At 36.1% G+C, this 23,122-nt stretch carries 24 protein-coding genes; 13 read left to right on the top strand and 11 right to left on the bottom strand.

Annotated elements, in window-relative coordinates:
• Positions 1-75 precede the first annotated feature (75 nt).
• The 3 genes from ACOOWA_RS04070 to ACOOWA_RS04060 all read right to left on the bottom strand — a co-directional run bounded on the left by ACOOWA_RS04070 (position 76) and on the right by ACOOWA_RS04060 (position 2,994).
• A complete protein-coding gene (locus ACOOWA_RS04070; protein WP_421373375.1) occupies positions 76-633 on the bottom strand; it encodes a CinA family protein in 558 nt (185 codons plus the stop codon).
• 407 nt (positions 634-1,040) lie between these two features.
• Complete coding sequence (locus ACOOWA_RS04065; protein WP_421373374.1) at positions 1,041-1,766, bottom strand: polysaccharide deacetylase family protein; 726 nt, start codon at positions 1,764-1,766, stop codon at positions 1,041-1,043.
• A 154-nt stretch (positions 1,767-1,920) separates the two neighbouring features.
• On the bottom strand, positions 1,921-2,994 hold the full coding sequence (locus ACOOWA_RS04060) for a serine hydrolase domain-containing protein (protein ID WP_421373373.1): 1,074 nt from the start codon (positions 2,992-2,994) through the stop codon (positions 1,921-1,923).
• A gap of 36 nt (positions 2,995-3,030) precedes the next feature.
• Between ACOOWA_RS04060 and ACOOWA_RS04055 the strand changes: the two genes are divergently transcribed.
• The gene (locus tag ACOOWA_RS04055) at positions 3,031-3,417 is read left to right on the top strand and encodes a GLPGLI family protein (protein WP_421373371.1); all 387 of its coding nucleotides are present in this window, start codon (positions 3,031-3,033) and stop codon (positions 3,415-3,417) included.
• Positions 3,418-3,537: 120 nt separating this feature from the next.
• Here ACOOWA_RS04055 and ACOOWA_RS04050 read toward each other — a convergent pair whose 3' ends face one another.
• A complete protein-coding gene (locus ACOOWA_RS04050) occupies positions 3,538-3,981 on the bottom strand; it encodes a hypothetical protein (protein WP_421373369.1) in 444 nt (147 codons plus the stop codon).
• Positions 3,982-4,444: 463 nt separating this feature from the next.
• Here ACOOWA_RS04050 and ACOOWA_RS04045 point away from each other — a divergent pair, with 463 nt between their 5' ends.
• From ACOOWA_RS04045 to ACOOWA_RS04035, 3 genes are all read left to right on the top strand, one after another.
• Positions 4,445-5,446: an SPFH domain-containing protein gene (locus ACOOWA_RS04045; protein ID WP_421373367.1), complete on the top strand. Its 1,002-nt coding sequence runs from the start codon at positions 4,445-4,447 to the stop codon at positions 5,444-5,446.
• A 265-nt stretch (positions 5,447-5,711) separates the two neighbouring features.
• The gene (locus tag ACOOWA_RS04040) at positions 5,712-6,899 is read left to right on the top strand and encodes a hypothetical protein (RefSeq protein WP_421373366.1); all 1,188 of its coding nucleotides are present in this window, start codon (positions 5,712-5,714) and stop codon (positions 6,897-6,899) included.
• Between the two features lie 291 nt (positions 6,900-7,190).
• Positions 7,191-7,628, top strand: a complete 438-nt coding sequence (locus ACOOWA_RS04035; RefSeq protein WP_421373365.1) for an SRPBCC family protein — start codon at positions 7,191-7,193, stop codon at positions 7,626-7,628.
• A gap of 590 nt (positions 7,629-8,218) precedes the next feature.
• Here the strand turns inward: ACOOWA_RS04035 and ACOOWA_RS04030 are convergent.
• On the bottom strand, positions 8,219-8,410 hold the full coding sequence (locus ACOOWA_RS04030) for a hypothetical protein (protein WP_421373364.1): 192 nt from the start codon (positions 8,408-8,410) through the stop codon (positions 8,219-8,221).
• 115 nt (positions 8,411-8,525) lie between these two features.
• On the opposite strand from ACOOWA_RS04030, the gene ACOOWA_RS04025 reads away from it, so the two are divergent.
• The 5 genes from ACOOWA_RS04025 to ACOOWA_RS04005 all read left to right on the top strand — a co-directional run bounded on the left by ACOOWA_RS04025 (position 8,526) and on the right by ACOOWA_RS04005 (position 13,768).
• Positions 8,526-8,693 carry a hypothetical protein gene (locus tag ACOOWA_RS04025; protein ID WP_421374674.1) on the top strand — a complete coding sequence of 56 codons (168 nt, stop codon included), beginning with the start codon at positions 8,526-8,528 and terminating at the stop codon, positions 8,691-8,693.
• Complete coding sequence (locus tag ACOOWA_RS04020) at positions 8,660-9,685, top strand: MFS transporter (RefSeq protein ID WP_421374646.1); 1,026 nt, start codon at positions 8,660-8,662, stop codon at positions 9,683-9,685. Before ACOOWA_RS04025 ends, ACOOWA_RS04020 begins: the two co-directional genes overlap by 34 nt.
• Positions 9,686-9,723: 38 nt before the next feature.
• Positions 9,724-10,983, top strand: coding sequence for an arsenic transporter (locus ACOOWA_RS04015; protein ID WP_421373363.1), 1,260 nt, complete (start codon positions 9,724-9,726; stop codon positions 10,981-10,983).
• A gap of 156 nt (positions 10,984-11,139) precedes the next feature.
• Positions 11,140-12,483, top strand: a complete 1,344-nt coding sequence (gene nhaA, locus ACOOWA_RS04010) for a Na+/H+ antiporter NhaA (RefSeq protein ID WP_421373362.1) — start codon at positions 11,140-11,142, stop codon at positions 12,481-12,483.
• Positions 12,476-13,768, top strand: a complete 1,293-nt coding sequence (locus tag ACOOWA_RS04005) for a DUF389 domain-containing protein (protein WP_421373361.1) — start codon at positions 12,476-12,478, stop codon at positions 13,766-13,768. The genes nhaA and ACOOWA_RS04005 overlap by 8 nt, the downstream gene beginning before the upstream one ends.
• A gap of 50 nt (positions 13,769-13,818) precedes the next feature.
• Here the strand turns inward: ACOOWA_RS04005 and ACOOWA_RS04000 are convergent, their stop codons facing one another.
• The gene (locus ACOOWA_RS04000; protein ID WP_421373360.1) at positions 13,819-14,589 is read right to left on the bottom strand and encodes a 4-hydroxy-tetrahydrodipicolinate reductase; all 771 of its coding nucleotides are present in this window, start codon (positions 14,587-14,589) and stop codon (positions 13,819-13,821) included.
• A gap of 578 nt (positions 14,590-15,167) precedes the next feature.
• Here ACOOWA_RS04000 and ACOOWA_RS03995 point away from each other — a divergent pair.
• From ACOOWA_RS03995 to ACOOWA_RS03980, 4 genes are all read left to right on the top strand, one after another.
• Positions 15,168-16,076 carry a universal stress protein gene (locus ACOOWA_RS03995; RefSeq protein ID WP_421373359.1) on the top strand — a complete coding sequence of 303 codons (909 nt, stop codon included), beginning with the start codon at positions 15,168-15,170 and terminating at the stop codon, positions 16,074-16,076.
• Between the two features lie 13 nt (positions 16,077-16,089).
• Positions 16,090-16,533, top strand: coding sequence for a GNAT family N-acetyltransferase (locus tag ACOOWA_RS03990; protein ID WP_421373357.1), 444 nt, complete (start codon positions 16,090-16,092; stop codon positions 16,531-16,533).
• A 1-nt stretch (position 16,534) separates the two neighbouring features.
• Positions 16,535-17,650: an alanine racemase gene (locus ACOOWA_RS03985; RefSeq protein WP_421373356.1), complete on the top strand. Its 1,116-nt coding sequence runs from the start codon at positions 16,535-16,537 to the stop codon at positions 17,648-17,650.
• 71 nt (positions 17,651-17,721) lie between these two features.
• Positions 17,722-18,603, top strand: a complete 882-nt coding sequence (locus tag ACOOWA_RS03980; RefSeq protein WP_421373355.1) for a helix-turn-helix domain-containing protein — start codon at positions 17,722-17,724, stop codon at positions 18,601-18,603.
• Positions 18,604-18,795: 192 nt separating this feature from the next.
• On the opposite strand, the gene ACOOWA_RS03975 is transcribed toward ACOOWA_RS03980, so the two are convergent.
• The 5 genes from ACOOWA_RS03975 to ACOOWA_RS03955 form a co-directional block, all read right to left on the bottom strand.
• A complete protein-coding gene (locus tag ACOOWA_RS03975; protein WP_421373354.1) occupies positions 18,796-19,278 on the bottom strand; it encodes a DUF6691 family protein in 483 nt (160 codons plus the stop codon).
• 11 nt (positions 19,279-19,289) lie between these two features.
• On the bottom strand, positions 19,290-19,853 hold the full coding sequence (locus ACOOWA_RS03970) for a YeeE/YedE family protein (RefSeq protein ID WP_421373352.1): 564 nt from the start codon (positions 19,851-19,853) through the stop codon (positions 19,290-19,292).
• Between the two features lie 16 nt (positions 19,854-19,869).
• Entirely contained in the window at positions 19,870-21,282 is a 1,413-nt protein-coding gene (locus tag ACOOWA_RS03965) for an MBL fold metallo-hydrolase (protein ID WP_421373351.1), read from the bottom strand.
• A 254-nt stretch (positions 21,283-21,536) separates the two neighbouring features.
• A complete protein-coding gene (locus ACOOWA_RS03960) occupies positions 21,537-22,331 on the bottom strand; it encodes a sulfite exporter TauE/SafE family protein (protein WP_421373349.1) in 795 nt (264 codons plus the stop codon).
• A 69-nt stretch (positions 22,332-22,400) separates the two neighbouring features.
• A complete protein-coding gene (locus ACOOWA_RS03955; protein ID WP_421373347.1) occupies positions 22,401-23,033 on the bottom strand; it encodes a Crp/Fnr family transcriptional regulator in 633 nt (210 codons plus the stop codon).
• Positions 23,034-23,122 lie beyond the last annotated feature (89 nt).

Here is a 23,122-nt window from a genome sequence, read left to right as displayed (position 1 = left end):
TTAGTTATAAATAAACAGGATACTTAAACGGTTCGAAAGAACTTATATTTTCTTATTTCGAGCTTACAGATAAACTTAAGTTTTATCTAATTCGAGCTTTAAACAACCAAGAATGAACTCACTGTAATAAAGCTGCGCCTTGAGAGACATTGTTCTGGAATGCAGATCAAGCCTTTCAGAGAGGATGATATTTCCTTTATGTGATATAGCAAAGTAGGCAAACAGCTTGTTTCCTGATTCCTGAAGCGTTGTTGCATATCCGGTAATCCCAATTGACCAGTCACTGCTAAAAATCTCGGCAACCTCCAATGCCATACTTTCCGCTGTATTTGAAGAAACACCGTTAGTAATAAGTGCTTCTTTTTCGTTTACATCCAAAAGAGAAATTTTTTCTTCCACTCTATAAGCTGTAATGCCACCTTTGAAGAATTTTGAAGCATCTTTCATCTGTGAAAATGAAAATTGCAGAAATCCTGATGTCACACTCTCTGCTACAGAAATAGTTTGATTGGAAGAATGTAACTGCTCTCCTACATAATCTAACAAAGTCTGCAATTCGACCAAAAAATTAATAAAAGAATGAGCATTGAGGTGCTCTACAGTAAGGTCGATTTTTGAATGCTTTAAAATCATGATAATCAAATTCTATGCATTTGCCAATCTAATATTAAGCCAATACTTTGGGTAATTTTGTACACTTCTGTATTGTATTAAGATTCAAATCAATATATTTCAGAATTCCGGCATTTTAATTTTAAATATTAAAAACGACAAAGCATATTCTTCTGGAAACTGTACCTTAATGCGGGATTTTACAGCAAAAAATAACGCCACTATAATTTATTGGCGTTGTTTGTGATCCCAAATATTCAAATCCGAACAATTTTCAGAGTACTTAAAATAACTTTTGTTGCACTATAATTTAATTGACGGATGTCTAAATAATCCTTAAAATACGATAATTATCGATACATTCATCGATACAGTTTAAAATAAAAACATTCTCAGATTTAGCGAAACATCAATCTTAAAATTAAATTCTATTGCGGATAAAATCTCATCTGGTCAAAGACATTATTGGGTTTTGCTCTCAGCAGGTCAATTAACTGTTTTAGTTCAGATTCTTCCCAAGACTTCTGAAACATTTCATCGTGGATAAGCATTACCACATTATTTTTAGTAAAAGTATTTCCCGAATTACAAAGACTTTGTACCGATTTGTACATTTCGTCTACCGTTTGTATTGGTGTACCATCACTATCCCGATGCTGCCATTCTATATCCCATCCAACGACTTTATATCCTAACTTTGCCAATTGATCGGCAGTTTGGATTCCATTGGAGATATCGTTCTTTGATTTGCCATTCAGACGCCACATATTGCGACCGGGAAGACGTACAATTTTATATGGAAGCTTCAGCAAACTTTGATTATATACAATGTCATTAACAGATTTTTGAACATTATTGTAAAATGTTTCGTAATGGTTATTGGCATGCGTAAAACTGTGATTGTACTCATCTATGTAAGGATTTGCTTCGTAATATTTGGCATAAGTATCCATCTGTTTATTTTTAATCACATGTTCTCCAACCATAAAAACACTGATTTTTACCTTTTCTTTTAAAATAATATCGTTAATATTTTCACTTCCATTGAGTGGGCCATCATCAAAGGTAAGATAGATATAACACTTGCTTTGCGCCTGAATATGATTGAAAATCATACACGCCATAATGACAAAAAAAGAAATTTTCCTTTTCATATAAACGGTTTTTGTAAAGGTAGGTAAAAATGGAAAAATTTTTAATTATTTTCAAGATCGTAACTCTACCATTTATTAATCAAAATACTAAGATAATCGTCAAATTACATTTGGTTTAGAGTTATTTGTTTCAGACTATTAATCAAAAACGTTTTTACTGCCCAAAATAGGCTGAGATTAATCTCTCTCTCATTTTATTGAGGTACTTAATATCTTTTGTATTGGATAAAATGATAAGCGTAAGTTTTTTTTCAGGCAAATGTACCCAATTGGCACTGTGACCATATCCTTCACCCTGTCGTTCCACAAATAATGTACTCATTTTCCCAAAGCTTTTAGGATATACCCAATAGCCTAAAGCGGTATCTTCAAGATTTTTGACAGGAGTTAACATAATCTCTAAAGTTGATTTCTTTAATAAAATATTATTAAAAATCGCCTGATCAAAGACCAACATGTCTTTTGGCGTAGAATACATGGCTCCGGCAGAGTAAAAATTATCAATATAAGTGTTTGTGGGAGTGTGAAGTAAAAAAGGATCAGATTCGTCTGCGGTATAGCCGTCATCAATATTTTTAGTAATATCATTATGATGCAGCAATCCTGTATTTTGCATTTTTAAAGGAATTAAAATTTGTTCTTTTAAAACTTCTTCAAAAGATTTTTTATATATTTTTTCAATAATCTTTCCAAGCAAAATATAGTCACCGTTGTTGTAGCTAAACTTTGTGCCTGGTTTATCAATAAGTTTTTCAGACAAATAGGTGTTTATAAAGTCATCCAGATTCCAGATCGTGTTGTCGTATGCCTGATGAATAAATTCCGGTGTGCTGATGTCTTTATTTTCTCTGCCGCTACTGTAGGTCAGTAAGTTTCTGATGGTTGCTTTCTGCCCGGCTTCTCCTCTGTATTCAGGATAATAAGTAGAAATCTTAACATCCAAATCTATTTTCCCCTGTTCATACAATTGCATAATGAGAACGGCTGTGAAAGTTTTTGTAAGAGAAAAAATATGAAATCTGGTATTATCAGAAAAATTAATATTATAGTGTCTGTCAGCAAGACCTTTGTAGGTAAGCAATTCAGTTTTTCCGTTTTGAGCCAATAGTACGGCACCGTTGAAATTATCCATCTTTACGGAGGAATTAATAACCTCTTCCACTTTTTTTATTTGAGAATAACTTAAAGTTATGGTTAAAGTTAACACACCGATAAGAATATTTTTCATGTTGCCGATTTTAAAGCTAATATAATAATTTTTGATATGTACAATGCGTGGTTTACAAATGAAATTCCTATTTCTGAAGGCCCTTATAAATTCAGCGGACTTCCAGGTTTGATTGTGAAAATCGAAGACACAAAAAAACAACATATCTGGGAGCTGAAAGGAATTGAAAAATTCAGAAATATGAAATTTAGCTTTTCGAGATTTATTACTGTTACAGAAATGCAGTATAAAAAAGCTGTTGAAAACTACATCAAAGATCCGATGAGTAAAATGAGAGAACTTAAGCAAAGGTATGAAATCACTAGTTTGACGTCAAATTTACCCGACGAAAGTTCGCACTCAGATATTGATTATGAAAAAATGAGAACCAAGAAAATACAGGATAACTATAAAGAAAACAATAATTTTATACAACTTGATTAATTGATAAATGTCTCACTATTTTTTAACCAGGTCAGATTTTATATTAAAAATTTGGTATTTGATTCTACCATAGAAAATCATGATTATAACCTATTAAATACTGATTTTACCGATTGGTTTCTATACAGAAACCAACGCAGACCTTATTTTTTCAGCATATCCTGAAGATGTTTCCAGATCCCGTTCGAAAATAACACTTCCATCTGTTTTCTTTATAATCCTCAAGGTATGGAATGTTTTTCTGAATATAGAAAATAAAGGTCTGTCTTTTATCGCCAGAAATCGGTCAGAAATCGTAAAATCATATTCCGACCGGGAAAATTCTTCTTTATAGATGCGTACAGACCGTTCTGTTATTACGCATCTGTTTCTGAAATAAGTTGAAACAATCATAACAGGAAAAATAATGAAACCTAAAAGACTCCATGCCCCGATCTTTACAACTGATGCTTTACCCAAAATGAGACCATCAACCAAATTATAAAATGACCCGAATATAATAAACGGAGCAAGTATTGTATAGAAAATCAGTGTTGACTTTGACAAATTGAAGTGCTGTTTCATAGAAGCATATTTACTTTACTAAAGTACTTAGTTTTTATATCCCACCAAAATGTATGATAATCATATTCATATTTTTTTGTTTTTTAATTAATTTTATCTGAAATATCTGCTATTTTACATCAAAGCATGAATGAATTTTATTAAATTTATATTAACATCTTTCTGTTGGGTATTTGGATTGTTAATTGATAATAAAAAACATGTTGTCTATTTATGGGAAAATATTAAATAAACTGAAAAGCAAAAACTTGCATTTCTTTGATAAGCGAAGCGCCCTTGTTTTACTTTATTTCAGCATAGTTTTTTAGTTTCTTTTGTTTAACCTTGCGTTTATTTTATCGCAAAGGAAAACAAAGAATTTAAATCAAAAAGCTTTTTTAAAGGTAGACAAAGGCGTTTCACTTACTGAAGTAAAACAAATTTATAAATGTAATACAGGTAATAAAAATTAAAATAATAAAATATGGGTTTAGGAGAGTTTTTCAGAAGCCAGCTTTCACAGGTCATTGAATGGAAAGACCAACAGCCGGAAATACTGGTTCATAAATTTCCATCGGGAAATGATGAAGTTAAAAATGCATCTAAAATTATTGTGGCACCGGGTCAGGGAGCAATTTTGATTTACGAAGGCAAAGTGGCTGATCAGATAGATAGTGAAGGCATCTATAACCTTGAAACAGACAATCACCCATTTATCACGACATTGCTTAAACTTCGCACCAATTTTGAAAGTGAGCATAAGTTAAAAATCTATTTTTACCGTACTTCTGAAGTTGTTAACCAGGGATGGGGAACTTCACAGGAAGTTAAATATCTGGATCCCATTTATAAGATCCCTGTGGAATTGGGCGCAAACGGAACCTTTTCTTTCAGGATCGCCGACCCTTTATATTTATTCTCAAACGTAGTGGGATCCAGAGACCAATATTCTGTACAGGAGGCACGCGAACTGTTGCAAGGCAGGTTTCCGCAGAATCTTGCTTCAGTGCTTGCCAAAAGCGGGATCTCCTACCAACACATTGATGCACAACTACCCTCGCTGTCTAAACAAATTTATGACCAGTTGCAGCCGGAGGTTCAAAACCTTGGATTTCTACTCACCGACTTTAAACTCAACGGAACACTATTCGATCAGTCCACAACGGAAAGAATTGGCAAAATAGCCGATATCACGGCAGAGTCAATGGCTGCCGGAGAAGGCGGGCTGTTTTATGTAGAAATGGAAAAACTGAAAGCACTGCGTGATGCCGCAAGCAACGAAGGCGGACTTGCCGGTGCAGGTCTGCAACTGGGTGTTGGTATGGAGCTGGGTAAAACTTTTGACATTGCCAAGGAAAAACAATTAAATAGCGAGGCCACCGACATTGTTACAAAATTGCACCAGTTGAAGCTACTGCTTTCTGAAGATCTCATCACCCGGGAAGAATTTGAGGCCAAAAAAAAAGAGTGGTTAGATAAACTTTAATTCGTAAAAAGATGAAGAAAACTGTGGGGATTGTTATCATACTTCTAAGTATTGTATTAATTGGTATTATCATATTACGCATCTGGAATATTGAGATTATCGGCCTTCTAAATCTTATTCAAAGCAGTGCTACCATAATTTTGCTCGGTATTGCAATTTTGATACTCATTATTGTTTATGGTAGTTTTTTAAGAAATGAAAATCAGCTTTACAATAAGAACAGAGGCAATAGGGCTCATCCCAAACAATAATATTAAAACTGAATATGGCGAAGAATATCAAAGCAATCAAATGTCCAAACTGTGGTAGTATTAAAAAGACCGAAATCAAAGCGGATTATTTTCGATGTCTCAACTGCGATACCGAATATTTCCTTGATAATGACGATATCAACATCAATATTAATCAGACACCTTATCAAAGTTCACCACAAGCAACGGTCGCGAAAAAAAATCCAACTTCAGCAGTAATTATAGCAGTATTACTTGTATTCACACTCTTTATGGTGATTAATTATTTCAATAAAAGCTCTACCAAAGCAATATCGGCTGAGACAGAAAAAGTAAAATATGATTATTATGGAGGAGATATTGTCTATCAAAATTCAAATACAGGCAAAGCTGTGTTGCTAAGACTGGGGCGCGAAAATATTGTCGGAGCAGATAACAGTGTAGACTATGTCAATACTCACGCAGTTTTTGTCGATCCTGTAAGCAAAAAACAGTTCCAAGATAATATAGTATTTGAACGCACAAGGCGGCTGAATGATTACCAAAGTACTTTCAAAGTTTTTCAGGATGGGACTATATATATGACCTATCCCGGTGAAAAATTGTTTACTATTGACCGCAAAAATGATAAGCTTGTGGATGTGACCCAATCTATTTTTAGCAAACATCCGGAAATGCGCTCGGGAATAGCCAAAATAAAACTCAGTGATGACTACTTTGATCTGATGGCCAATGACGGTAATCAATATTATTATGTCCCGAAAGTAGATTTACTGACAGATAAACGTGACGAGGCAGAAAAAGCGATCTACAGCACTTATCCCGATACTTGGCTTGAGTTTGACATTTTTTCATCTGACAACCTGATGAAGATGATACTTGACAGAGTTACGTTAAAACCAACTGGTATCAATCTGCTACCAAATCGTAAGTTTTTCAGTCCAAAATTACTTTATCAGGATGCTAAAAATTTAATTATTGCTACTTGTTCCACCGCCAATACGGACGGACCTGTAATGCTACAAAGCCTGGATGTGATGACGGGAAAAATCATATGGTCTCAGCCTGCCGTTACTTTTTATTACAGAAGTGCTGCAAAATGCAATGAAGGATTTGCTATCAAATATACTTCGGGACAAGATCACGATTACATATCCGGGGTATTGGTGATATCACCGGAAGGGAAAGTAATAAGTGATTATCTGCTAAAACGTGGAGAATAAACAAATGTTTTCCGGTATTGATATAGAACCACCCCTTTCGTGTAAAATTTTCAATCCTTTTTAGAGTACCTTAAAAAATGGTAGAATAACAATTCAATTAATTTGCTAAGTTAACCTATTAATTTATTATATTTACGGTAATGATTTATCAGGAATCAATTAAAATCGAGTGCATTAAACACGATTAAAGGATTTTTTACTAAAAGTATTGCTTTTTGTTATCCACTTTTTATTATTCATTTTCAAGATAAATCTTCACATAAAAACATAAATTTTAAAAAAAAATTAGCTATGGCATTTTTATTAAGAACTGAAATCACGATCAATGCGACGCCCGACAAAATCTGGGCAATACTTACAGACTTCAAAAATTATCCCAATTGGAATCCCTTTGTAACTTCTTTGACAGGAGAAGTGAAAACAGGAAATAAAATCACAGTACGCCTTGAACCGCCCGGTGCGAGTGTAAATAATTTTAAACCTACTCTAACAGCTATAGAAACAAACAAGAAATTTAGTTGGTTGGGCGTCTTTCTATTCAGAGGAATTTTTGATGGAGAACACAAATTTGAACTTATTGATAACAAAAATGGATCAACCACTTTTGTACAGAGTGAAAATTTTATTGGAATTCTTGTACCACTTTTCAAAAAGACGCTGGACAATAACACCAGACGAGGATATGAAGCAATGAATAATAAATTGAAAGAGTTGGCTGAAAAACAATGATAATACCATAAGCAGCCTCTTGGCAAAATATACTTTTGAACCATTATTCATCGAATAGAATAATCAAATATGAATGTCCGTTTTTAAAAAATCAGCTAGCTTTTAATATCTGATTTCTATGACAAGCAGAACCTTAGAAATTAAGTTTTACTAATTATGGACATTCATAAAAAATAATGCCAACAGAATCTGTTAAAATTATTTGGTGCTCAATGGCATTTGTGACCCCGGAGGTGCTTTTTCGAACACTATTTTGGAAGATTAGATAAGCTTGCTGAACTTTCAAAAATTATTTTTTTTAGAGCCTGTTTAAATTTTATTCATATATAACATGAAAAACTGACAATCAATTTAATACTTAATCACTTCTTAATCAGTCATTTATCCTTAAACATTTTTCTCCTTGATTTTTAAACAGACTCTTAATATTTTTATTAATATTATTATTAGGATAATAAGCAAGATTCATAAAAACAATGATTTTGTAAACAACTTTCACCCAGGAAAAGTGTAATTGTCCTATCAGTACTTCTATATTCGCACAATTATTTTGACTAAGTCAAATAATTATTTATTATTCGAAAGTCTAATCATTTTCTGCCAATATCAATAGAATGGTTATCCATAGCATGATTTTTTTGACTTTTACCTGACTTTCCTTTCTTTTCCTGAATATCTTCATCTACCAGTTCATATGATATTTCAATATAATTGACAGTCGGACTTAAATCGGAATACTTTTTGGAAATGACAATTATCTGACTCAAAGAAACTTGAGACAATCGATCATTTAAGCTTTTCTGAATATAGATACCAAGAAATCATATGAAAAACGCAACCCAAAGACTGTCAAAACCTTTATCAGCATTGAAGGCGCTTAATTTCTTTATGGCAGATATGCAGGCAGGCATAGGGCCGTTCTTAGGGATCTTCTTACTATCAAAAGGATGGCAAAGCGGTCCTATAGGTACTGTAATGTCTTTAGGAGGCATAGCAGGAATGATCATGACCACACACCGGCGGGAGCTCTTATTGATTCATCCAAACGTAAAAGAATATTTATAGTCATCCCGGGAATCTTCACTGTTATAGCATCTGCACTAATATTATTATCACAAAATTTTTGGGTTGTAAGTTTATCGCAGGTGGCGACTGCAATTGCAGGAGCTGCAATCGGCCCAGCTGTAGTGGGAATCACATTAGGAATTGTTAAGCAAAAAGGTTTTAATCGTCAAAATGGTCTCAACCAAGCTTTTAACCACGCCGGAAATGTTGTCGGTGCAGGATTGTCAGGTTATCTCGGACTAAAGTACGGAATGCACGCCATTGTACTCCTTGCCGCACTATTTGGAATTTTGAGTATTGTCAGTGTCCTTATGATTCCATCAAAAAGTATTGATAATGACGCTGCAAGAGGTGTTGCTAACGATAAGGGAGAAAATGAAAATGTCAGCGGCCTCAAGGTTCTGCTGAAATGTAAACCTCTTCTTATACTGGCAGCAGCACTTGCTTTTTTTCATTTGGGTAACGGTGCATTGCTTCCGCTTTATGGAATGGCGGCAGCTTCCAAAATGCAGGAAAATGCTTACATGTTTGTGGCTTTAACCGTTATTATTGCTCAAGTAGTGATGATCCTTGCCTCAATAGCAGGGATGAAGATTGCAGAAAAGAACGGATACTGGATGATAATGCTCATTTCATTCATATCTCTTCCGATAAGAGGGCTCATCGCCTCGCAGATGATCAGTGAAGTCGGATTATATCCAGTACAGATCCTTGACGGTATCGGTGCAGGACTTCAGAGTGTCGCAGTGCCTGCGTTGGTTGCTCATATATTGAACGGTACCGGCCGGATCAACATTGGGCAAGGTGCTGTAATGACCGTTCAGGGTGTAGGTGCAGCGTTAAGCCCTGCTATCGGCGGATGGATCGCCCAGCAAATCGGTTACAGTCATGCGTTTGTAATTTTAGGGTTCTTTGCTGTCGTATCGATTATACTTTGGTTTTATAATGCCGAGACAATGAAGAAAGAGTGCGCACCGAGTTCAAATCATTAAATTTTCCTTAGAGCTATTAAAATCCATACCTTGGAAGAATGACTACAGATATTTTCATATACCTAATTACTCTTATGGCAATTTTAGGGGTAATCATCAGACCATTTAAGATTCAGGAATCTATTTGGGCTGTAAGTGGTGCAGTATTACTTTTAATTTTTGGATCAATCACTTATCAGGACGCATGGAAAGGCATCATTAAAGGGCTTGACGTTTATCTTTTCCTGATAGGAATGATGACCTTATCTGAATCGGCACGAAAGGAAGGCCTATTTGACTGGCTTGCTTCCCATGCGATAAACCTCGCAGCAGGCTCCTCATCAAAATTATTCGTTTTGATCTATCTGATAGGTCTTGCAGTAACCATATTCATGTCAAATGATGCTACAGCAGTTGTTTTGACGCCGGCCGTTGCGGTAGCCGTCGCTAAGGCAAAGATTAAGAATCCGCTTCCTTACTTACTGATATGTGCTTTTATCGCCAACGCGGCTTCTTTCCTCCTGCCAATCTCCAATCCTGCCAACCTTGTTATTTATGGTTCAAATCTTCCGTCATTGATCACCTGGCTAAAAATATATACCCTTCCTTCGATAATTTCAGTATGCATAACTTTTCTCATCCTTTTCCGGACCCAGAGAAAGTTTTTAAATCACGAAATTACAGATGAACAGAAATACCTTAAATTAGGCAATGGAGGAAAAGTTGCTTTGGCAGGAATTATCATTACTACATTCGTACTTCTACTCTCCTCATTTTTACATTGGGATCTTGGTATCCCAACATTTCTTTCTGGTGTAGTTACATCAATTCTGATATTAATTGTCTGTAAGAAAAGTCCGCTTGAGTTGATACGCCATATCTCCTGGTCGGTAATACCGCTCGTTGCAGGTCTTTTCATACTTGTAGAGGCGGTGCAGCAGACAGGCATTATCAGCAACCTATCAAAGCAATTAGCCGATTTAGACGCCACTTCACCAGACAAAGCAGCCTGGAATGCAGGGCTTATCACAGCATTTGGGAGTAATCTGATCAATAATTTACCGGCTGGTCTCATTGCCGGAACAACGCTATCTGGCATACATCTGCATGAAGTTGTCCGAAGTGCTGTACTTATCGGAATTGATCTCGGACCTAATCTTTCGATCACAGGATCGCTCGCGACAATTCTATGGATTAAAGAGCTAAGAAAAAACGGATACGATATAAGCGCATGGCAATTTCTAAAATTAGGTATACTCATCATGATACCTACCTTAATGGTAACTTTGGCAGTTGTAATATTGCAGGAATCTTTGTAAGAACAAAATAACCAATCCTGAAAATTCTATGGATAATATTACATTCTCAATGTCAAAGTCTTGACAGGGATCAGCATTAACTGCAAAAATATCTATTGAGCTGTAATAAATTTTCTTTTTAGTATTCATAAATTTGCGATCAGTTAATTTGATATTATGACAGAAGACGTAATCCCTAAGCCAATTGATAAGATTGCGCAGCCGATGCAAAGGTTTATTCAACAGGAAAAATCAGGTGGATTGCTTTTGGGCATCAGTGTGATCATTGCATTAGTATTTGCTAACACAGGTTTATCGAATGGCTATCATCACTTTTTGGAGCAGACCTTTGGTTTTCAGTGGAAGGAAGATGTTTTTTTTGACTTCAGTATTCATCATTGGATCAATGACGGATTGATGTCCATTTTCTTCTTCGTGGTGGGACTGGAATTGAAACGTGAGATCATCGGTGGAGAATTGTCAAATCCCCGCAAAGCACTGTTGCCTATCGTGGCAGCTGTTGGTGGAATGGTGATGCCGGCTTTGATATTTTTACTGCTTAATCCATCCGGTGAAATGCATAAAGGTTGGGGCATCCCGATGGCAACGGACATCGCCTTTGCATTGGGTGTACTGTTTCTCTTAGGAAAGAAAATTCCACTTTCTCTCAAAGTATTTTTAACAGCATTGGCGATTGTAGATGACTTAGGGGCAGTCTTGGTTATCGCATTTTTCTACACTTCTAATATAGAAATAGTATATCTGGCCATCGGTCTTCTTATACTTGCTTTGATGTATCTGGGAAATAAACTTGGCGTACGTTCCATTTTTTTCTTTGCTTTCCTCGGCATCTGCGGTGTATGGACGTGCTTCATCATTTCCGGTGTCCACGCAACGATTGCGGCAGTACTTGCTGCTTTTACCATTCCTGCAGATGTCAAGATCAAAGAAAATCTCTTCATAACCAAAATCAGCAGCTATCTCGAACGATTTAAAAATTTAGATCCTACAGAGAATACGCCTACTTTGACTAATGATCAGCTGCATGTTCTTGAAAAGATCAATGAAGTAACACTCGCAGCCACTCCTCCACTTCAAAGGCTGGAACATTCGATGCACCCAATTGTAACTTTTGTCATCATTCCTATTTTTGCCATTGCAAATGCTGGTGTTTCTTTAGATATCGACTTTGACAATCTTTTTAACACCAATGTAGCATTGGGTGTTGCCGCCGGCTTATTGATAGGAAAAGTATTGGGAGTCGTAGGTTTCACTGCCATCTTCATCAAATTAAAGATCGCACAATTACCCAATGGAATGAATATCCGCAATCTATTAGGTCTAGGTTTTCTGGCATCCATAGGATTTACGATGTCATTATTTGTGACTTCTCTGGCTTTTACTCACGAGGAATATCAGACTCAGGCAAAAATCGGTATATTTGCAGCTTCACTTATAGGTGGCATTATAGGCTATATTATACTCAACAAAAATTCTAAAACAACACAAAGTGATGAATAATATGTTTAACTTCATCAATCTTCATAATGGTGAAGAGGGAAAAAACAAGGTTCTGGAAAACGTAACTTCCAATATATCCTTTCGTGGTTCTAATCTCTGGATTCTGGCCTGTGCGATAATCATTGCGTCTGTAGGTCTAAACGTCAACTCGACTGCCGTGATTATCGGTGCAATGTTGATTTCGCCTTTGATGGGTCCGATCGTCGGTGCAGGATTTGCACTTGGAACATACGATTTCACGCTTCTTAAAAAATCTTTTAAAAATCTTTTGATCGCCACCGTGGTAAGCCTTTTGGTTTCTGCCCTATATTTTTATATCAGTCCGTTCAAAGATGTGCAGTCGGAGCTGCTTGCGAGAACGTCCCCAAACATTTATGATGTACTCATCGCATTTTTCGGTGGACTGGTTGGGGTCATTGCGATCACAAGGGTTGAAAAAGGAAATCCCATTCCCGGCGTAGCCATCGCTACAGCGTTGATGCCGCCCCTGTGTACTGCCGGTTTCGGTTTGGCAACTTTTAATTTTTCTTTTTTTGTAGGAGCATTCTATCTTTATACCATCAATTGCTTCTTTATATGCATCGCAACCTTCCTTGTTGTAAAGTATCTCAAATATCCTTCCTCTATTGTCGATAACAAATATGAGAAAAGAATCAGATACAGTATAACTTTTCTGATTTTAATTATGATCATACCGAGTTCATATCTCGCCTACAACCTCTTTCAGGAGAAGAAATTTACGAAGACCGCAGAACTTTTCCTCCAGAAAGAATTTGAAAAAAATGGTTATACATTAATTTATAAAAAAATAAATTACAATGCCACTCCCAAAACGATTGACGTGGCTTTCCTGAACAAAAAATTCACACCGGAAGAAATCAAATTATACAACAAATTGCTTGCTGATAATGGGCTGTTTAATACTACAATTAATATCAGGCAGAACAATTCTGACCTCAAGTCGGAGATTCTGAATGAAATTAATAAAAATAACACCAACATTTCCGAGAAGGATATTGCATTGTCCAATCTGCGGTCGGAGCTTGATAAATATAAGGTTTCCGATTCTACTTTAGGAAAGGAACTTCAGATCCTGTTCCCCGACATGTCTGATGTTTCGTATGGTAAAATATCTGAGTTTGCAGGAACGGACAGCACCAGACTTCAGCTTTTTATGGTTTACTCCGGCAAAGGCATCAACGAACCTCAGCTTAAAAGATGGCTGGAAAAAAGGCTCAATGAGAAAAATATCGAACTCTTAAAAAGACCCGAAATCAAGGAATAGATAATAAATGCCATTCATATGTTAAATGGCATTTTATTTTTTCTGTGGTTTCAGGAAAAACTTTTGGCGGTCTCGCCAAAGAAAAAGGGGCGGAGAATGTCTTCAAAATTATAAAGCCCTTTCTGTTTGTTTTTCAGGTTCTCGGCAACGAACAAGGCCCCGCTTCCAAAAGCTTCCCGTGATATGGATTCGTGGACCAGCCGAACGGTCTGATAAGGGAAACCAAAGATCACTTCGTGTTTTCCGACGATTCCGCCTGCTCTTACAGAATTAATACTGTCAGTCTCGATATCTAATGTTTCAGCAATTTTCATTGCTGTCCCCGACACTCCGGATTTGGTCTTGAAATGCTCCTCGACCACCTCGATATCAACGCCCGGAGCAATATTTTTTAATAGAGAGGCAGCAAATAATAGGTAATTGACTCCTAAAGTTATGTTTGGTGACCAGAATACAGCGGTCTCCTTTGCCAATTCCTTTAGAAGCCTGACTTCGTTTTCCCCGTAATGGGAAATGGCGGAAATGATCTTGATCTGCTTTGATGCTGAAACCTTTCCGTAATGATGGATGCCATTCTCATTTGAAAAATCGATAATAAAGTCTACGGGATGCTCTTCCAGTAATATTTTAATATCAACTGTACTTTGAGAATATATTGTGGCACAATCTGGCGATGAGATTCCCAGAATATCTTTTGCGGAGAGATTGTCTAATGTATCAGTTTTCTTTAAAATCCACTCCAGTGAAAAATCACTGCTCTGAAGAATAACATTCGCAACAGCCTTTCCCGCCTTTCCAAATCCTAATAATCCTATTTTCATAATTACACTTTTATATTATTTAATTGATGATTTCGAATAATTGATTTTAGTAAGATACAAAAAAATTAAAAAAGCACCCTCTTTTGCATGAGTACGCTTCCGGACACTACGATTTCAAAGCAACTTCAGCTTGCATCCAATATGCTTTTGGTATATCCCTACTGACCATACACACAATGGAAGAATTGTTTTTTATTTCAACAATGAAGCTGCCAGTAAAGTAAATCTCCACGATAAAAAAAGATAATGAAACTTAAACGATATATAAAATACTTTACTAGGATTGATGCATCTTAAAAAGATTAAATATTTCATATTGGCTATATGATATTTGCAATCTGAGGCTGCACGGCTATTCTCAAATCAAAAATATAATTCTCAACTGACATATCAAAAAGCACTCTAAGAATCAGCTTTTAAAGCTTTGGCAAATCAGATCTTGAACGAATTAGTTTTATCACAATAATAATTTTACATATTCTATAAATTATACCATCATCATTGGTTATTCTAACATACTTTGATTTAAGAATACCAGAACTTTGCACATCAATATCATCGTGATAAATAATTAGACTATGCAAAATTCTATAAGTACCCTATTAGTAACCACTGACTTCACGGAAAAATCAAAGAATGCTTTAGAGATGGCAGTGCATATCGCGTTGAGGCATCATTCACGCATTATCATATTGCATAATATTAATCATTTTTTTGTGATTGATAAGACCGGGAAACAGCTTTTAGGTGCAGATGTTGTCAAAAACAATGTGAAGCGCGTCGAAAAGACCTTTCAAAAGATGAAAACTTCTCTGGTCTCAGAGTACCCCAAATTGGTCATTGAGACCATACTGACATCTGATACGTTAATTAACGGCATAAATAAAGTAATAGATGATGAGGATGTAGACCTTGTGGTGTGTGGTACGTCAGGAAAACAGGATTTTATCAGGGTCGTAATCGGTTCGCTTTCGTACGAGATACTGACAGGAGTAAATACTTCTGTACTTCTCGTTCCGGAAAGTTGCACTAAATATACATTTGAAAAAATACTTGTACCTGTGAGGGTCACTGATAATCTGTCAGACAAGATAGACCTTTCTTTGACTATTGCTAAAAAGAATAAAGGCTCTATTGATATTTTGGGAATCAGCAAGGAGGATAATGTCAATACAATTGGGAAGGCATACCTTGACGTAAGGAGAACACTTGAATATTGTTCGCAGCGATATGATTCTCATTTTGTGGAGACCGGAGACAATGCACTTCAAATCTCAGAGTACTCAAAGGATGATGGAGCGGATATTATCATTCTCAACTATCAGGATGAACAAAGCTGGAAATCAATCTTTATGGAAAACTTTTTCAAACAAATTATTAATAATACGGTTGTTCCGCTATTCTTTTTAAAGAACAGATACGAAAAGAAGATAGATAGCACAAAAGTCGGTGATGGCTATGATGTCCTTCTTCCTCATCCAGGATAAATTTCAATTTAAAATGAACATAAAAAAATATTCTGAAAAGAATAAAATAGAAGAAAATAAGAAACAGGAAATTGTTGAGTTCCTATTTGAGCATCTGGAGCAATTTGGTGATCCTGAAGGTGACATCGCTGATGCCATTGACTACGCTTTAGGATATGGTAACAAGCCTGGCGGAATAATCATAACTGCCACAGACCCGGAAAATCAAAAAATTGCCGGCGCTGTGGTCGTGAACAGGACAGGAATGAGCGGGTATATTCCGGAAAATATCCTGGTATATATTGCAACCGATAAAAAAGTGCGGGGAAGAGGAATAGGAAAACTCCTGATGCAACATGCAATCGAGGCTTCACAAGGAGATATTGCCCTTCATTGTGAACCTGACAATCCGGCTATACATCTTTATAAAAAATTAGGTTTCACCAGCAAGTACCTTGAAATGAGATTAAAAAAATAACATGTCATATATTACACTTAATTCAAATAAATTAAAATACAATTACCATTATTTAGATCAGATTTTCACAGAACATCACATTCAGTGGGCTGTGGTTGCAAAACTGTTATGCGGAAATGAAATGTTCCTGAAATGTCTTCTCGAATTCTCTGATAAAGAGATCTGTGACTCCAGGCTGACCAATCTGAAGCATATTAAAACAATATCACCCAAGACTCAAACTGTATATATAAAACCGCCGGCAAAAAGACTGGCAAAAAGCATTGTTAAATATGCCGATGTGAGTTTCAACAGTGAAATTGAAACCGTAAAAGCACTTTCGAAAGAAGCCGTGTTGCAAAACAAGATTCACAAGATTGTCATCATGGTAGAAATGGGAGAATTGCGGGAAGGGATTATGGTTAGGGATTTATCTCGTTTTTTCGGTAAAGTGAAAAAATTTCCAAACATTGATATTGTAGGAATCGGAACCAACCTTAACTGCCTGAATGGTATTTTACCGGATGAGAAAAAGTTGATGAAACTCCATAGTTTTAAAGAGATCATAGAAGAATCGCATCGCACGAGAATACCTTTCATCTCCGCAGGATCATCAGTTACCATTCCTTTGATATTCCAGGATAAAATCCATTCTGGAATCAATCATTTCAGAGTTGGAGAATCTTTATTTTTCGGTACAGATGTCTACAACGACTCTACCATCAGTGGGATGTATCAGGATGTATTCAAACTTACCGCCGAGATCATTGAAATTGCACAAAAGCCAATGATACCTGCAGGGAATGCCGGAACTAACCTTACAGGTGAAACACCTCAACACGATATTTCAAATAGAGGAAAAACTTCTTTCAGAGCAATTGTTGACGTTGGTGTGCTGGATATCGACCCCAAACAGATCGTCCCTCTTACAAAGGATGTCAAAATCATCGGTGCAAGTTCGGATATGATGATATTGGATCTTTCCGAGAACCTGAATAATTTGAAGGTCGGAGATACTGTAGACTTTAGCATGAATTACCTGGCTGTATTGCGTGCAATGAATTCAGAATATGTAGATAAATTGATCGACTACGAAATCTTTCCTGCAGAATTGAAGATCTTAGATCATCAAAATTGATCTCCACAGACTGAAATCAAAAAAATCGGGATTTAATTAATATCAATATCTTTGATTTTAAATAACAGAATTTGATTTCAAATATAATTTCTCTGACACTAAAAAAGCTCGACAAAAGCTCAGAAACCAGAAATGAATTTCTGATGATGCCTTTTTCTGATTTTTATAAAAAACTTACGTCAGAAGTGCATTATAAAAATAAATTTTATGCTGTCCTGTTTTTCAGGCGTGCAGAGGGCTCTGTTGTAATTGATAATCGGGAATTTGCTCTTGACGTAAATCGTTTTTTTTTCATCAACTACAATCAGGTCTACAGTTTCAAATGCAGCGAATCAAATGAGGGTGATGTGATATTCTTTACCAAATCATTCTATAACCACGTTTACACGGGTAATAAAATGATCAGGAGCGATACTGCCCTTCGGAATGTCTCGCCATTTATTTCACCAAAATCTGATAATTTATTTGATATTAACAGGACATTTTTGGAACTGCATAATGAATATCAATCTAAGCGTAAATCTAAGAAAGAGATCCTATGCCTTCTTCTGAAAGTACTTATGCTGAAGTATATTCGAAATTCGTCAAAAAAAAATGTGATCGACCGGTCTGTAGATCATAAGAAGAAATTGGTGGATGACTTCAATGACCTTGTAAATGTTCATTATAAAGAATTAAAAACGACTTCAAAATATGCTGATCAATTAAATATAAATTCCAGCTATCTTAACACATTGGTCAAAGAATTTCTTGATATAACAGCAGGTCAGGTTATTAAAAACCGTGTCATTCTGGAAGCTGAAAGATTGTTGCTTCACACCTCTCTTTCGATCATCGAAATCTCGTATGAACTAGGTTTCAATGATAATTCCCACTTTGGAAAATATTTTAAGTCAGTCAAAGGCATTTCTCCAAATAATTTCAGAATAGCTCATGTGAATATCAGATTCTGAATTAATCCAAAGCCTTTAGGAAGGATTCCAAGTCGAAAAACAATTCTATTAATATAGAACCGCACTTTCAAGAATGGTTCTCTACACTTCCATAATGAATTTAAATAAACCTGTTATTACACGTCGATTAATCAATTTGGCTAACAGTAAGTCTCTAGTTATTTTTATGAAAACACAATTATTTTTTTAAGATTAATGCGGCAGTTTATCTCTGACGTAGCCATAGACCCAAGTTCCTGCAACAGCACTCAATAAAGTAATGACAACCGCAAAAGCTCCTGTTCCGATCTGAGCAAAAAGAGGTCCCGGACAAGCGCCGGTAATTGCCCATCCAAATCCGAAAATCAATCCGCCATAAATTTGGCCTTTATTGAATGTCTTAGGAGCAATAAAAATTTTCTCTCCGTAGATGGTTTTTACTTTGAATTTTTTAATCAGCCAGACAGAAATCATCCCCGTTAAAACTGCGCTCCCAATCACACCATACATATGAAACGATTGCAGACGGAACATCTCCTGAATTCTGAACCAACTGATAATTTCCGCCTTTACAAACAAAATTCCGAATAAAATTCCTACAATAAGATATTTCAGGTTGTAGTACGATTGATGTTTCAGAAGACTTTCATTGGTGCAAATGCTGTCCTGATGCCGGATGTCTTTTTCTTTTGTCATTATTAAATATTTTAGAGTGAAAGTATGATTGGCAAAATTACATTTGCCATTAAAAACCCACCGATCATAAAGCAAATGGTCGCTACTAAAGAAGGCCATTGAAGATTGGAAAGTCCCATTATTGCGTGTCCGCTTGTGCAACCTCCGGCATAGCGTGTTCCGAAACCTACAAGAAATCCACCTACAACCATCATAATGAATCCTCTTAAAGTTAACAAGCTTGAAAAATTCATCAGTTGCCTCGGGACAAGATTGCTGAAATCCGTAATTCCGTACATCGCAAGTTCTGCTTTAAGATTTGAATTGACTGTAATTTCTCCGGAATTTACCAGGAAATTGGCAGCAACCATTCCTCCAAAGAAAATTCCTAATACAAAAAACAAATTCCAGGATTCCTTTTTCCAGTCGTACTTGAAAAAACTCACATTTGCCGGAATACAGGCTGCGCAAATATGTCGCAATGATGAACTTATCCCGAAAGATTTATTACCTAAGATCAGTAATATCGGGACGGTAAGTCCTATTAACGGACCTGCAATGTACCATGGCCACGGTTCTTTTATAATATCTAACATTAATTATTTATTTAAATTATTTTAAAACTTTACTTTGACATACAAAATCGCTTTTGGGAACATCAGTTTGTGCGATGGCTTTAAATCCTCCTTCAATTTCGGTAAAATTTCTGAAACCTCTTGCCAGAAGAATGCTCGCCGCCATCATACTTCGGTATCCACCTGCACAATGAAGATAAAAATGTTTGGTCGGTTCAATATGGTTAATCCATTCATTGATATAAGCTAAAGGTTTGTTATAGGCTTCATCGACGTGTTCTGCTTCGTACTCATTTTCTTTTCGTACATCAATGATTTTAGCATCTTTATCTTTAATTTCGTTTTCAAAATCTGTAGCAGAAATTCGGTGAACCTTGTCAATTTCTTTTCCGCTGCTCTTCCAGGCTTTAAAACCACCTTTCAGAAAACCCAAAACATTGTCAAACCCTACTCTGCTGAGTCTTGTGACCGTTTCCTCTTCAGTGTTTTCATAGGTAATTAACAAAATAGGTTGTTTTACATCTACAATCAGAGCTCCGACCCAAGGTGCAAAATCTCCGTCTAGTCCAATATTAATCGACTGAGGAACAAAACCTTTCGCAAAATCATCATTATTTCTGACGTCAAGAATCAAAGCCCCAGAAAATTCGGCAGTTTCTTCAAATTCTTTGGGAGAAAGTGCACAAAGACCTTTAGATAAAACCGCATCAAAACTTTCGTAGCCTTGTTTATTCATCGCTACATTCATCCCGAAATAAGCCGGTGGAGGAAGAAGTCCTTCTGTAACGGCTTTTATAAAGCTTTCTTTGTCTTTTTGATTCAATGCATAATTGGTTTTCTTTTGATTGCCCAACGTATCAACGGTTTCTTTCTGCATATTTTTTCCGCAGGCAGAACCCGCTCCGTGTGCGGGATAAACAACAATATCGTCATTCAAAGGTAAAATCTTCTGACACAAACTATCGTAAAGCAGCCCCGCTAATTCTTCCTGAGTCATACTTGCCGCTTTCTGTGCCAAATCCGGACGACCGACATCGCCCAAAAACAAAGTATCTCCACTGAAAAGCGCTTTTTCTTCTCCATTTTCATCGATTAATAAATAGGAAGAACTTTCCATCGTATGTCCCGGTGTATGCAGAACTTTTATTTTGATATTTCCAACTTCGAAAACCTGATTGTCTTGAGCAATTATGGCTTCAAATTCGGGATTTGCAGTCGGTCCGTACACGATTGGCGCATTTGTTTTTTTGCTTAAATCAACGTGTCCGCTTACAAAATCTGCATGGAAATGCGTTTCAAAAATGTATTTTAATTTTAAATTGTCTTTTTCCAGTCTCTCGATGTAAGGTTGAGTTTCTCTTAAAGGATCAATGATTGCGGCTTCATTTTCAGAAACAATATAATAAGCTCCCTGAGCGAGACACCCTGTATAAATCTGTTCTATTTGCATTTTGATATTTTAATTTGATACAAATTTCCGGGTTTTAATTCTGTTGTACAGCTACTTTTGTTACATAAGATTTTTATTAATTATCTCCTATTTTGAAACGCCGAATGATCGCAGCCCGATTTGTCCCTGTTTCTTTTATTTATTTTAAAGGAATCGGCGAATCTCGTTCCTCGATTTGAACTTAACTCTTTAGTTAGAAGGAACGACGAGCATAAAAGTGAGATTGGAAGGCGGACAAAGCTGCCCAAATAATATCATAAGAAAAGTTCTTTGATAATGATGTAAATTCCCATCACCAGAATGAACCAACCGAAAGCAGGCTTGAGCTTTTTACCATCTATTTTTTTTGATAATTTTGAGCCAATGATGATTCCAACGATGGCAATTGCGGAGATTCTTCCTAATAAATTCCATTCTATTTTAATGTGATTCATTGATGAAAAAAATCCGATCAGAGAATTTAAAGAAATGATGACCAAAGAAGTTCCGATGGCTGTTTTCATCGGTGTTTTCAATAGATTAACCAATGCAGGAATTATCATAAATCCGCCTCCTGCTCCTACCAAACCTGTCAGAATACCGACAACGAAACCTTTTCCTGTCACCAAAAGTGAACTGTTGTTTTGTGAAGAGAGCTTTTCGATTTCTAATTTTACTCCTTTTTGAATCATTTTATAGGAAGCGACAATCATTAATCCTGCAAAAACCAGTACCAGAAAAATGTCTTTGGTTACGAGAAAGTTTTCAAATTTTATAATCTTATCAGGAATTAAAGGAAGAAGAAAATTCCTTGTAAGGAAAATGGAAATGATGGATGGAACACCGAAAACAAAAGCCGTTTTGAAATTCACCAATCGTTTTTTGAAATAAGAAAATGAGCCAACCAAGCTGCTGATTCCTACAATGAAAAGTGAATATTCTGTTGCCAGAAAAGTATCTAATCCAAAAAGATAGACCAGAACGGGAACGGTAAGAATGCTCCCTCCGCCACCGATTAATCCCAAAGAAATACCAATAAAAACCGAAGCGATATATCCGAAAATTTCCATATTCTCAACTTTATGTTGCAAAATTGGTAAGATTGGAAATGATCTACCGCTACTTTTGTTACATAAGACCTAAAGATTGCTTGAAAGTATAATTTTATTTCGTCCGAGTTTTAATTTTCCGGAATCTTCCAGCTGTTTCAGAAGTCGGGAGACCACTACCCTTGCAGTTCCAAGCTCATTGGCCAGTTGCTCGTGGGTTACAATAATTGTTTTAGAATTGAGATTTTCAGATTTTTTTGTGAGAAGATTCAGCAGTCTTTCATCCACTTTTTTAAAGGCAATAGCGTTGATGATATCCAGCAATTCTTCAAAACGTTTGTGATACAGTCTGAAAATATAATCCAGCCATTCAGGATATTCTTTGATGAACAAAGAAACTTTGTCTATGGGAAGAAAAAAAATTTCTGCATCTTCCTCTACTTCGGCTCTCACGATGCTTTTCTCGTTGTGCATTCCGCCTAAAAAAGACATTATGCAGCTTTCGCCGGCTTTGATGTAATAAAGCATAATCTCTCGACCGTCTTCTTCCGTTCTGATAACTTTCAGCAGTCCCTTCATCACAATGGGAATAGCACGGATAGACGAATTCTCGTCTACAATCACATCGCCTTCCTGGTAGACTTTGGTGATACCGTTTTGATTAAGTTTATCAATCAATTCAGGAGAGGAAATGAATTCAGAAGAAATTATATCTAAGTTCATTTTTTATAAATATCCTACGAAATTACACAAACACAGCTTTATATCCAATTCATAATAAGTTTCATAAAGTAAAACAAGGGCGCTTCGCT

Origin of the sequence: Chryseobacterium sp. GP-SGM7 (genome assembly GCF_049166575.1) — a bacterium.
Lineage (GTDB): Bacteria > Bacteroidota > Bacteroidia > Flavobacteriales > Weeksellaceae > Chryseobacterium.
Note: the sequence above shows the minus strand (reverse complement) of the source record. Positions and strands in the feature narration are given on the sequence as shown.

Coding starts and splice junctions, on each gene's coding strand:
- ACOOWA_RS04055 (WP_421373371.1), top strand. CDS start 3,031: ATGTACAATGCGTGGTTTACAAATGAAATTCCTATTTCTGAAGGCCCT.
- ACOOWA_RS03955 (WP_421373347.1), bottom strand. CDS start 23,033: ATGAACTTAGATATAATTTCTTCTGAATTCATTTCCTCTCCTGAATTG.
- ACOOWA_RS04040 (WP_421373366.1), top strand. CDS start 5,712: ATGGCGAAGAATATCAAAGCAATCAAATGTCCAAACTGTGGTAGTATT.
- nhaA (WP_421373362.1), top strand. CDS start 11,140: ATGACAGAAGACGTAATCCCTAAGCCAATTGATAAGATTGCGCAGCCG.
- ACOOWA_RS04070 (WP_421373375.1), bottom strand. CDS start 633: ATGATTTTAAAGCATTCAAAAATCGACCTTACTGTAGAGCACCTCAAT.
- ACOOWA_RS03995 (WP_421373359.1), top strand. CDS start 15,168: ATGCAAAATTCTATAAGTACCCTATTAGTAACCACTGACTTCACGGAA.
- ACOOWA_RS04050 (WP_421373369.1), bottom strand. CDS start 3,981: ATGAAACAGCACTTCAATTTGTCAAAGTCAACACTGATTTTCTATACA.
- ACOOWA_RS03965 (WP_421373351.1), bottom strand. CDS start 21,282: ATGCAAATAGAACAGATTTATACAGGGTGTCTCGCTCAGGGAGCTTAT.
- ACOOWA_RS04005 (WP_421373361.1), top strand. CDS start 12,476: ATGAATAATATGTTTAACTTCATCAATCTTCATAATGGTGAAGAGGGA.
- ACOOWA_RS03960 (WP_421373349.1), bottom strand. CDS start 22,331: ATGGAAATTTTCGGATATATCGCTTCGGTTTTTATTGGTATTTCTTTG.
- ACOOWA_RS03970 (WP_421373352.1), bottom strand. CDS start 19,853: ATGTTAGATATTATAAAAGAACCGTGGCCATGGTACATTGCAGGTCCG.
- ACOOWA_RS03990 (WP_421373357.1), top strand. CDS start 16,090: ATGAACATAAAAAAATATTCTGAAAAGAATAAAATAGAAGAAAATAAG.
- ACOOWA_RS03975 (WP_421373354.1), bottom strand. CDS start 19,278: ATGACAAAAGAAAAAGACATCCGGCATCAGGACAGCATTTGCACCAAT.
- ACOOWA_RS04025 (WP_421374674.1), top strand. CDS start 8,526: ATGCAGGCAGGCATAGGGCCGTTCTTAGGGATCTTCTTACTATCAAAA.
- ACOOWA_RS03985 (WP_421373356.1), top strand. CDS start 16,535: ATGTCATATATTACACTTAATTCAAATAAATTAAAATACAATTACCAT.
- ACOOWA_RS04060 (WP_421373373.1), bottom strand. CDS start 2,994: ATGAAAAATATTCTTATCGGTGTGTTAACTTTAACCATAACTTTAAGT.
- ACOOWA_RS04035 (WP_421373365.1), top strand. CDS start 7,191: ATGGCATTTTTATTAAGAACTGAAATCACGATCAATGCGACGCCCGAC.
- ACOOWA_RS04015 (WP_421373363.1), top strand. CDS start 9,724: ATGACTACAGATATTTTCATATACCTAATTACTCTTATGGCAATTTTA.
- ACOOWA_RS04065 (WP_421373374.1), bottom strand. CDS start 1,766: ATGAAAAGGAAAATTTCTTTTTTTGTCATTATGGCGTGTATGATTTTC.
- ACOOWA_RS04045 (WP_421373367.1), top strand. CDS start 4,445: ATGGGTTTAGGAGAGTTTTTCAGAAGCCAGCTTTCACAGGTCATTGAA.
- ACOOWA_RS04000 (WP_421373360.1), bottom strand. CDS start 14,589: ATGAAAATAGGATTATTAGGATTTGGAAAGGCGGGAAAGGCTGTTGCG.